This is a genomic window from Pseudoalteromonas sp. Z9A6 (assembly GCF_011378805.1).
Taxonomy (GTDB): domain Bacteria; phylum Pseudomonadota; class Gammaproteobacteria; order Enterobacterales; family Alteromonadaceae; genus Pseudoalteromonas; species Pseudoalteromonas distincta.
Window position 1 is genome coordinate 1 of the sequence record NZ_WTKZ01000093.1, and the last position, 9,145, is coordinate 9,145.

The window sequence follows — 9,145 nt, forward strand, 5'->3', positions numbered from 1 at the left end:
TTGGAAAACTGCCAAATGTTAAATGACTGGTTGGTAGATCTAAACTAACAACACTAATTCCTTTTTCATTTATTGAGGCTACAAGAGTTTTCCAATCATCAGGGCTTAGCCTTGTTAAACGATCGATTGATTCAACTAACAAAACATCACCGGACTCTGATTCATCCAATAAACGAATTAGCTCTGGTCTATCTAAAGAATTACCAGATTTATTTTCTATATAAAAAGAAGCAATTCGTTTGCTGAAGCCAGAAACGAATTTTTTTAATGAGCTTTTTGCTCTATTTGCATCTTGCTCAGAAGTTGATGCTCGTAAATATGCTCTTATGAACATTTTTGCCTAATTAGGTCTATTTAGATGGTGTCATATCATATAGGTTTATTTAAGTGGTGTCATTACGTAATTGCCTGTGATATATTAACAGTATCTTTAGGGTGTACTCATGTAGAACTGCATGTAATAACACTAATTTGGACTTTGATAATGAAAAAGGATAAACCATACATTGTTGTGGTTTAATATTGTTGTAACAACGGTAACTTTACTTATTTAATAGAAGAAAAAACAAAATCAATTAGCGATGTTTAAACTGGTATTCATTGATGGTCACTTTAATTAGATATAAAGTAAGTAAACAAAAAGTCAGTAAGGTAATTGATAACGTGTCTAAACGAACCATAAGTATGTTGGCTAAAGAACTGAGTGTAAATGTCGAAACAATTCGCTTTTATGAACGCAAAGGCTTAATTAAACAACCACCAAAGCCTATGCAGGGCTATAGACATTACCCGAAAGAAACGGTAAATAGAATACATTTTATCAAGCGTTCTCAAGAATTAGGTTTTACGCTAAATGAGATTGAAGGGTTACTTGCGTTAAACGATAGTCCATGTAGTAAAGTACAAGAATTAGCTAATAAAAAACTGATCGCAGTACAAAAAAAGATGGCTGACTTGTTGTTATTAGAACACGCTTTGGAAGAACATTTAGGACAATGCCAAAATAATGATGACGATAGCCACTGCCCAATAATTGATTCGTTGCAACCGAAGTAAATGATTCACTTAACTACCATTTCCCACTAAAACAGCATATCCAATTTTACTTCTGCGCCTTAATTCAAGTTAGCTTATTCCCCGTATCTGTCGTAGCAGATTATCAAAGATAAATTTTTTATAAATCACCCTTGACTCCGTACTTAGGTACATGCAATACACTTGCATTATCACTTAATGAGGTATCTATATGAATCAAAAAGAATCAAACCTTCCAATGATAGGAGGCATCATAGCAGCATTAGGCGCAGGCGTATGCTGTGTAGGTCCTTTGCTCCTGTTATTACTTGGGGTAAGTGGCTCATGGATTGGTAATTTAACTGCATTTGAACCCTATAGGCCATTATTTATCGCATTTGTAGTGTTGTTGTTTGGTTACTCAGGTTGGAAAATTTACCGTCCTGTAGAAGAGTGTGAGCCGGGAACGGCCTGTGCAATTCCTAAGAAACAGCAACAACGAAAAGTAATTTTCTGGCTGAGCGTTATAGTTGCGACAATTTTAGTGACCAGTAATTATTGGATACTTTTGTTTGCTTAATATACAGATCAAGAAATTTATAACATTTTAAAATTTGGAGCTAATTATGAAAAAATTATTATTAACCGCACTGCTTTCACTTTCTAGTTTTGGTGCTTTTGCTGAAGTAAAAACAGTTACACTGGAAGTGCCAACGATGAACTGTGCGACATGTCCAATCACAGTTAAAAAGTCATTAGAAAATGTTGATGGCGTTGAAAATGCGAAAGTTACCTACAAGCCTAAGCTAGCTGTTGTTTCTTTTGATGACACTAAAACCAACATCAATGCATTAATTGCAGCGACTACCAACGCTGGCTACCCTTCAAATTTAAAAAGTGAAAATAAGTAATGTTTAGCCCCTTAGAACTAGTTACGCGTATCGGAGATAAAGCAGGCTCTATAGGTGCACTTGTTTCGGCAATGGGATGCGCCATGTGTTTTCCCGCGATAGCTAGTCTTGGTGCGGCAATTGGGATGGGATTTCTTAGTCAGTGGGAAGGGGTATTTATCAATACGTTGTTACCACTGTTTGCAGTATTAGCGCTGGCAATGAATATCTTAGGCTGGTTTAGCCATCGTCAATGGCACCGTAGTTTTATCGGTTCAATTGGCCCCATTTTGGTTTTACTCTCTTTATACCCTTGGTTCCAGTACGGGTGGAGTTCATACGTTACTTATACGGGGCTAGGACTAATGGTTGCTGTATCAATTTGGGACATGGTTTCTCCTGCGAATAAACGCTGTGATGATGAAACTTGTACCGCTTAACTTTTTAAGAGGAATAAAATATGTCAACGAATAGTTGTTGCTCGTCAAATGACATCCAGCCAGAACAATTACATGTAGCCATTATTGGTAGTGGTTCAGGGGCCTTTGCCAGTGCGATTAAAGCAGCAGAAGGCGGAGCAAGAGTTACTATCATTGAAGGAGCCGATGTAATCGGAGGTTGCTGTGTAAATGTCGGCTGTGTTCCTTCAAAAATATTGATCCGTGCTGCGCAATTAGCGCATCAGCAACGTACTAACCCGTTTGATGGTTTAGAAAATATTCAGCCACAACTTAGCCGCTCCTTATTAGCACATCAGCAAAACGCTCGCGTCGAAGAACTACGCGATGCTAAATATCAACGTATTTTAGAGAGTAATCCCGCGCTATCTTTACTTAAAGGTTATGCACGTTTTAAAAATCAAAATACCTTGCTAGTTCACAAGTCTGATGGTAGTGAAGAAGAGCTGGTTGCAGATCGCATTTTAATTGCAACAGGCTCTACACCAAGCATTCCGCCAATTAAGGGTTTAGTTGATACACCTTATTGGACATCAACAGAAGCCTTATTTGCAGAAGAGTTACCGAGTAGTCTAGTTGTCATCGGCTCCTCCGTTGTTGCTCTGGAAATTGCGCAAGCTTATGCCCGTTTAGGTAGCCGTGTGACAATTCTAGCCAGACATACCCTTTTATATGCTGAAGATCCGTTATTAGGTGAAAAACTGGCAGAGTGCTTTGAAAAAGAAGGTATTAGGGTACTTAATAATACGCAAGCAAGTCATGTTTCTTATGATAGCAATGGTTTTTCATTGGAAACTAACGAAGGAACATTAATCGCTGAAAAATTGCTTATCTCTACGGGTCGCCATGCAAATACTGGAAAGCTTGGTTTAGAAAATGTTGGTGTTGAAACAGATAAAAGTGGTGCCATTGGTGTTAATAGTATGATGGAAACATCAACAGCTAACATTTATGCCGCTGGAGATTGCTCCAATATGCCACAATTTGTTTATGTTGCTGCTGCTGCCGGAAGTAGGGCTGGAATTAATATGACAGGTGGAAATGCGCAACTCGACTTATCTACCATGCCTGCTGTTATATTCACCGACCCACAAGTTGCTACGGTAGGTCTAACCGAAGTACAAGCTTCAGCGGTAGGAATAAATACGATAAGTCGTGTACTTGATATGGAAAACGTACCAAGAGCTTTAGCAAATTTTGAAACGGATGGTTTTATCAAGTTGGTAGCTGAAGAATCCACGGGAAAACTGATAGGCGCACAAATTTTAGCCCATGAAGGCGGAGAACTGATTCAAAGTGCGGCTCTTGCTATTCATAATAAAATGACAGTCGAAGAATTGGCAGGTCAACTATTTCCGTATTTGACGATGGTTGAAGGATTGAAGTTATGCGCTCAAACCTTTAGCAAAGACGTTAAAGAGCTATCTTGCTGCGCAGGGTAATCATTTAACGGTAATGTACTTACAGAAATGTTAATGGAGTGCCAATTGATTGAATGTAATCAAGATATCTTAAGGCATTCCATTAACAACACAAATTGGAAGCATGCTAAATCATGATTAAATCTAAGGTTGAAAACATTCCTGTTGGTGAAGTCAGTTTTTTGACAGAGATACCTGACATCAATAAGTTCATTAGTAGTGATGATGATGCGTTGGATTTTCCTTTGAGTATTTCTCAACTGGCACTAGCTGCACAAACATCTGTCCATACGGTAAGAAATTATGTTCTTGAGAACTTAGTACACTGCGAAGAAAAAACTAAGTCAGGCCATTCACTTTACGGCTTATGTGCATTAAAGAGATTAAAGTTCATTCGAGCAGCAAGGGCGGCAGGTCTTCTTGTAGTTGATATCAAGCCATTACTAATGGCAATAGATGCAGGAGAAAGAAAAGTTCCTGAAGACATCCAAAAGCTGCTACTTACTAAAATCGAGCATAGAAAAGTATTTTTAAATCTAGTAACAAACCAAATTGAAGAGTTTTGCAATTAGAACAATTATAGAACAGTTCATGGCTCGACTAAAAACTTGTTAGCTTATCTGTTTTCTATCAATGTTAGCTTGTATATATCAAGCATATAGAATATCAACACCTCCAATTTTTAATGGCACTTTGATGCGCAGTACCTTTTGAATTAGAAATACAAACAGATGGCATTCTTTAACTTATTGATTTTACATCACTAAGTAAACCAGCTAAGTCGATTTCTTTGCGGTCTTTATTAAAGGCATATTCCCCATTTAGATTAATGTGTTGCCAAGCAACAGGTGAAAGCCGAGAAATAACATCAACCACATCTTGCCTACCGTTCCTCTCTTGGATTTGTAAAAATGCCGATAGTAACGCGGAATTATAATAAATAATGCAATTTGAAATGAGTCGAGCACAATCGTTCCATTGTGATACTTGGTAATCATTCCCCCCTCGAAATTTATTGCCATTAACTGAAGTAATAGCACGTTTTAACTGATGGTATGCTTCACCTCTGTTCAAGGCTTGCTGGACGTAATGACGCAACGTTGAATTATCAACATACTCCAAAACATAAATAGATTTAATTAAACGGTCGTACTCATGCAATGCTGACATTCTCTTTGTATAGCACCAGGAACCGACATCTACGTATTTGACTTGCCAAGGTACTTTTATTTGTAACTGTGAATAATCAAATGGATAAATATTGTCATCAAAATTAAGTGGGATATTTTCAAGTTCATATACAATAGTTTTTCGTTCTGTCCATCGAGTATTATTTTCCTTCATAATTATCACCTATTTGCATAAGGTGCTTTTCAAAATCAGATTGAACAGTAAGTGCAATAGAAAAGTCTTTTCTAAAGGTCAGATACCGCTCAGTTGTAGCAATACTTGAATGACCTAGTCTTTTTTGAACGATCATTAGGGCTGACCATAAAGCATCACCACTCAATAACTTTTTCCCTGAAATATTATTAGAAGATTTAATTTTATCTTCTAGCAAGTTCATACCAAAAGTGGCTCTGAGATCATGAAATCTAATGCTAAATATGTGGCCTTTGCTAGTGAGCTCAGGTATAAGTTGCTGTCGTATAAATGCGTTTACAGATATTCCTCGAGGAGGATGACGATAAAGGGTTAAGAATGGATCTGAGTTTGCCATATAATAAGGTCGTCCGCCTTTAGTTAAAAATGCATATTGATGGTTATCAGATTCATAAACTAGCTTAGATAATTGATTTCTTGTTTTGGCACGCTTTGAACCAAGATATAACTGAATACGCCTATATAGCCACGCAGGTATATGTAGAACAATATTTTTTCCATACTTTGTATCAATTAAGGTACCGTTTCCAGTATTTATTTTCACGACTTCTAAGGTATCAGGTATCTTAGCCTCAAAATGGCAATATCTTAATGTGAAAACTGTTTGAAGCCTGGCACCGGTTGTTAAGGCAAGCATAAATGACAAAGTCATTTCTGAATTGCCAATGTTTCTTAATGCCTCGATTAACTGGTATTGCTCGTTTGTAGCAAGAGGCCTTAGTTTTCCACCGTCTTGTATGTACTCTTCATAATCAGAGTTATTGTTCGTTTGTTTAAAAGATAAATCCGTGGATATTTGTTTTTTACTGAGTGAAAAGCCTTTATGATCTTTAAAGTTAATAAAAACTTCTTTCTCTCTCCACAATGGATAATCAAATGTTACTCCTGCACAGGTTTTAAGCCATCGGTAGAATGTTTGTACTGTTCCCATTCTGCGTTTAGCTGTACTAGGTTTTATTTCCCCATTTCTTATTAACTCATGAAGGTAGGCACAGAATCGATAGGTTGGTCTTGCCATTATTCGTTTAGGGACGGATAAATAGTCAACTTCTTCAGTATCTAACCATCTTTTAAACATAACTAAATCAACAGATTTAGATTCTAATGTTTTTGGAGAAACACGTTTAACCGATTTTAAACTATCCAGCAAAAATAAATTAGCCTGCTCCCAAAGGCTTCCGTCTGAATTAAGTATCATAGGAAAATGATTGTAATGATCTAAATGAAAGTCATCATTTTGCTGAATTTGATACTTATATTTTTCTTTAGTTTTTGGACATGTATTAGAAATTATTTCACCATCAACACAGTAACTAGTAGGCTCAAATAATTTTAAGTGAGTTATAACTTCAAATTTAGCTTTAGACATTTCGATATCTATTTAGATTATGAATAATGATTTATAGAAATCTAAAGTAACTCAATAAGAATGTTTTTACAGGAAAATATGTCCGTATTTTAGTATATTTACATCTGTAGAATATTGCAGTTATATATACAGTACATGCGTATCGGTCGATAAGGTATTAGGCTGTATATCTGAAGAGTTGTTATAGAGTAAGTCAAAAGCAAAGTGACCTTCATATTCGTTAGCGCCAATGACTTGCGTACTCACCGGAACATGATTAGAAACCAATGTTAATGCTGAAACACCTTTACCTTTGGAGAAGTACTTAGACGAATACCGAGCCTTAAACGTATTTATGCGACACTCAAATTTTTGACCATCAATGCTTGAAAACAACTGATTATCGTCCACATGGTAATAGGCAAATATTGGCAACGTGGCTATAGCATTAGAAACCTGATCATTAGACGTTTTGAGTGTTTCATATCTGACATAACTATCATCTACACTGCGTAATTTACCCATTGAACGGTCAGAGATATTCGCCATTTTATATAGGCCGTAATTGGTGCCGTTTGCCAATATACAGGCGATCAGATCTTCTTTATTTACTGGTGATTTTTCTTTAGTTGCTGATATGTGTGTAAATGAATTTAAGTAACCTGTCTTTTGATCAACAAACAACATGAGTTCAACGATACCCATGTGTTGAATTTGATTGTAGAGCGGGTTTTCAATTGTTTGTTGCCAACGGCTGTTAGGAATTGACCACTTGAGTTCGGCTTTGCCAGGAATAAACTCAACATACTTATTATCACCACTAAAGATATGCTCGCTTGCTTCCTTCAGCTTAACTTCTAATTGTTGGCTCTTATCTGCGAGTGTTTGGTTAATCGGTGTTGCCAGCTTATCAAGGCCAGTGTTTTCAATGATTGTCTCTTTTTGCTGCCATTCTTTAGGTTGTATAAGATCTGACGTTAAACTACGGTTATTAACGCTTTCTTTCACCGTTAAGCTATTACTGTGAAATAATTGTTCGGCTTTACGATAAAGGAAATACTCAAATCGATTAGCAATTAATTTGGTATTTTCTCCCTCTAAATACTCTCGGTCATGTTTAGGTACCACATCGATGTTAATGGTTTGGATAGCCTTTAATTCACTAAGTTCAGAATGTGCCATAACATACTGCTCATGGAGTTCATCCTTTAAATGAATGAACTCAATATCGATAGACATAAATAATGAGCGGATAAGTTTTTTAATTTTACTGGATTGTTTATCAATAAATTGCCATTCGTACTGACGGCCATCAAAGTCGTTATTATCTAAGTGATCACTTAACAGTTTAATACTGTCAGCAGGGATCAATTCAAAGGCTTTTTTACGTACATCACCAAAGCTTAAATCATCGTCCATATCGGTATCGATGAAGTACTTTAATAAACTACCAGCGGATTTTAATTTGGTTCTTACAATGGCTACATCTTCAACAATACGCTGCTTTGCATAGCCTTTAGCTGATTCGGTTAACTTCCTTACCAAGTAAATAAATGCAGCAACAAGATTGTCGTTAGTCTCTCGGTACCTGAAGAACAAGTAACAAACGAGATATAAAATAGTTTGGCTATCTGCGTGTCTTCTAAGCTTATAAACGGACTTGTGCTTTACCAGTGAAGCATAGTATTCAAGATTTTTAGGTGATAGCTCCAGTTCAGCAATCAGTGACTTAATTTCTGGATAAAGCGAGCGTATAATTTTATGCGTCTTCAGCTCTTGGGTGATTTGGCTCGTTGAAAAGTCCTTAGCCATTTTCTTTAACTTGGCTAAGTCAGTAAAGGTATTATTTGACTCAAGTAATTTAAGTAATGTTTTTCTGGTACCTGAAGACAAACTATCAAGCAGCACCATTTCAATTCGGTTACGCTCATTTGATAATACCGTAGAAATAGTGTCTTGCAGCGTTGTATAACCAGCTAGCGCTATTCTGTTTTGACCAAAATAAGCAATACATTCATCAAAAACATACCTTGGTTCAAGGTTGATTTTTACAACATCGTTAAGCCTTTTTAATAGCGGCTCTTTATCTAACTTGCTTTGGTATGCTGTAAACCCTGTATATTTTAATAACTTATTAATCAGCTTAGTTTTTGTTGTTGGTGATAAATCCTCAAGAGACATATCTTTATCGCTGAAATACTTGGATCTTACATAATCTAAATCATTACTGACTTGAGTAAATGAGAAATTAAATACTATTGGCCGTGACCTAAAGTAACCAAGCAGTAAGATAAAATACACTCTGGTTTCAATACGTCTTAATTCGTTGACGAGCCTTTGAGTTTCACTATCTAACGAAAAATAATCATCACGATCTTTACGGTTAAAATTGGGTAAGGCATAGAGTTCGTTGATTTCTGATTCGCTGAGAATTTGTATACGCTTGGTGTTTGATGAAGAAATAGTGGTAAGCCTTTCTTGTTATTTTTAATCAGCATACCTTAATCAATGAGGTTAATGTTTACCAGTCAACTGCTTAACATTACCATAAAGCCGATTTAAGCGACTAAAGTGGTAAACTTTTGTAAGCGTCTAGCGAACCACACCTAGCATCGATGTTCTGATTATCTA

10 protein-coding genes are annotated in these 9,145 nt (G+C 36.4%); 6 read left to right on the forward strand and 4 right to left on the reverse strand.

Going from position 1 to position 9,145, the window contains the following annotated elements; translation table 11 throughout:
- The coding region (locus GQR53_RS19735) for a recombinase family protein (RefSeq protein WP_165745000.1) at positions 1-334 on the reverse strand (334 nt) is incomplete at its 3' end.
- 269 nt (positions 335-603) lie between these two features.
- On the opposite strand from GQR53_RS19735, the gene merR reads away from it, so the two are divergent.
- The 6 genes from merR to GQR53_RS19765 all read left to right on the forward strand — a co-directional run bounded on the left by merR (position 604) and on the right by GQR53_RS19765 (position 4,355).
- Entirely contained in the window at positions 604-1,056 is a 453-nt protein-coding gene (gene merR / locus GQR53_RS19740) for an Hg(II)-responsive transcriptional regulator (protein ID WP_008110844.1), read from the forward strand.
- 190 nt (positions 1,057-1,246) lie between these two features.
- Positions 1,247-1,594, forward strand: a complete 348-nt coding sequence (locus tag GQR53_RS19745) for a mercuric transporter MerT family protein (RefSeq protein WP_008467333.1) — start codon at positions 1,247-1,249, stop codon at positions 1,592-1,594.
- 46 nt (positions 1,595-1,640) lie between these two features.
- A complete protein-coding gene (gene merP / locus GQR53_RS19750) occupies positions 1,641-1,925 on the forward strand; it encodes a mercury resistance system periplasmic binding protein MerP (RefSeq protein ID WP_008110847.1) in 285 nt (94 codons plus the stop codon).
- Complete coding sequence (gene merC, locus GQR53_RS19755) at positions 1,925-2,344, forward strand: organomercurial transporter MerC (RefSeq protein WP_008467331.1); 420 nt, start codon at positions 1,925-1,927, stop codon at positions 2,342-2,344. Before merP ends, merC begins: the two co-directional genes overlap by 1 nt.
- A 20-nt stretch (positions 2,345-2,364) precedes the next feature.
- On the forward strand, positions 2,365-3,804 hold the full coding sequence (merA, locus tag GQR53_RS19760) for a mercury(II) reductase (RefSeq protein ID WP_024603994.1): 1,440 nt from the start codon (positions 2,365-2,367) through the stop codon (positions 3,802-3,804).
- Positions 3,805-3,917: 113 nt separating this feature from the next.
- Positions 3,918-4,355 carry a MerR family transcriptional regulator gene (locus GQR53_RS19765; protein WP_008110853.1) on the forward strand — a complete coding sequence of 146 codons (438 nt, stop codon included), beginning with the start codon at positions 3,918-3,920 and terminating at the stop codon, positions 4,353-4,355.
- A gap of 169 nt (positions 4,356-4,524) precedes the next feature.
- Here GQR53_RS19765 and GQR53_RS19770 read toward each other — a convergent pair whose 3' ends face one another.
- The 3 genes from GQR53_RS19770 to GQR53_RS22815 all read right to left on the reverse strand — a co-directional run bounded on the left by GQR53_RS19770 (position 4,525) and on the right by GQR53_RS22815 (position 8,977).
- Positions 4,525-5,127 (reverse strand): Tn3 family transposase, encoded by a 603-nt coding sequence (locus tag GQR53_RS19770; RefSeq protein ID WP_165745001.1) that lies wholly within the window; start codon positions 5,125-5,127, stop codon positions 4,525-4,527.
- A complete protein-coding gene (locus GQR53_RS19775; RefSeq protein WP_165745002.1) occupies positions 5,114-6,535 on the reverse strand; it encodes a site-specific integrase in 1,422 nt (473 codons plus the stop codon). Before GQR53_RS19775 ends, GQR53_RS19770 begins: the two co-directional genes overlap by 14 nt.
- Positions 6,536-6,655: 120 nt before the next feature.
- Positions 6,656-8,977, reverse strand: coding sequence for a Tn3 family transposase (locus GQR53_RS22815; RefSeq protein WP_346774404.1), 2,322 nt, complete (start codon positions 8,975-8,977; stop codon positions 6,656-6,658).
- Positions 8,978-9,145 lie beyond the last annotated feature (168 nt).

What these genes read in the sequence shown, in the direction of transcription:
- merR (WP_008110844.1), top strand. Translation starts at nt 604, where the DNA reads ATGGTCACTTTAATTAGATATAAAGTAAGTAAACAAAAAGTCAGTAAG.
- GQR53_RS19745 (WP_008467333.1), top strand. Translation starts at nt 1,247, where the DNA reads ATGAATCAAAAAGAATCAAACCTTCCAATGATAGGAGGCATCATAGCA.
- merP (WP_008110847.1), top strand. Translation starts at nt 1,641, where the DNA reads ATGAAAAAATTATTATTAACCGCACTGCTTTCACTTTCTAGTTTTGGT.
- merC (WP_008467331.1), top strand. Translation starts at nt 1,925, where the DNA reads ATGTTTAGCCCCTTAGAACTAGTTACGCGTATCGGAGATAAAGCAGGC.
- merA (WP_024603994.1), top strand. Translation starts at nt 2,365, where the DNA reads ATGTCAACGAATAGTTGTTGCTCGTCAAATGACATCCAGCCAGAACAA.
- GQR53_RS19765 (WP_008110853.1), top strand. Translation starts at nt 3,918, where the DNA reads ATGATTAAATCTAAGGTTGAAAACATTCCTGTTGGTGAAGTCAGTTTT.
- GQR53_RS19770 (WP_165745001.1), bottom strand. Translation starts at nt 5,127, where the DNA reads ATGAAGGAAAATAATACTCGATGGACAGAACGAAAAACTATTGTATAT.
- GQR53_RS19775 (WP_165745002.1), bottom strand. Translation starts at nt 6,535, where the DNA reads ATGTCTAAAGCTAAATTTGAAGTTATAACTCACTTAAAATTATTTGAG.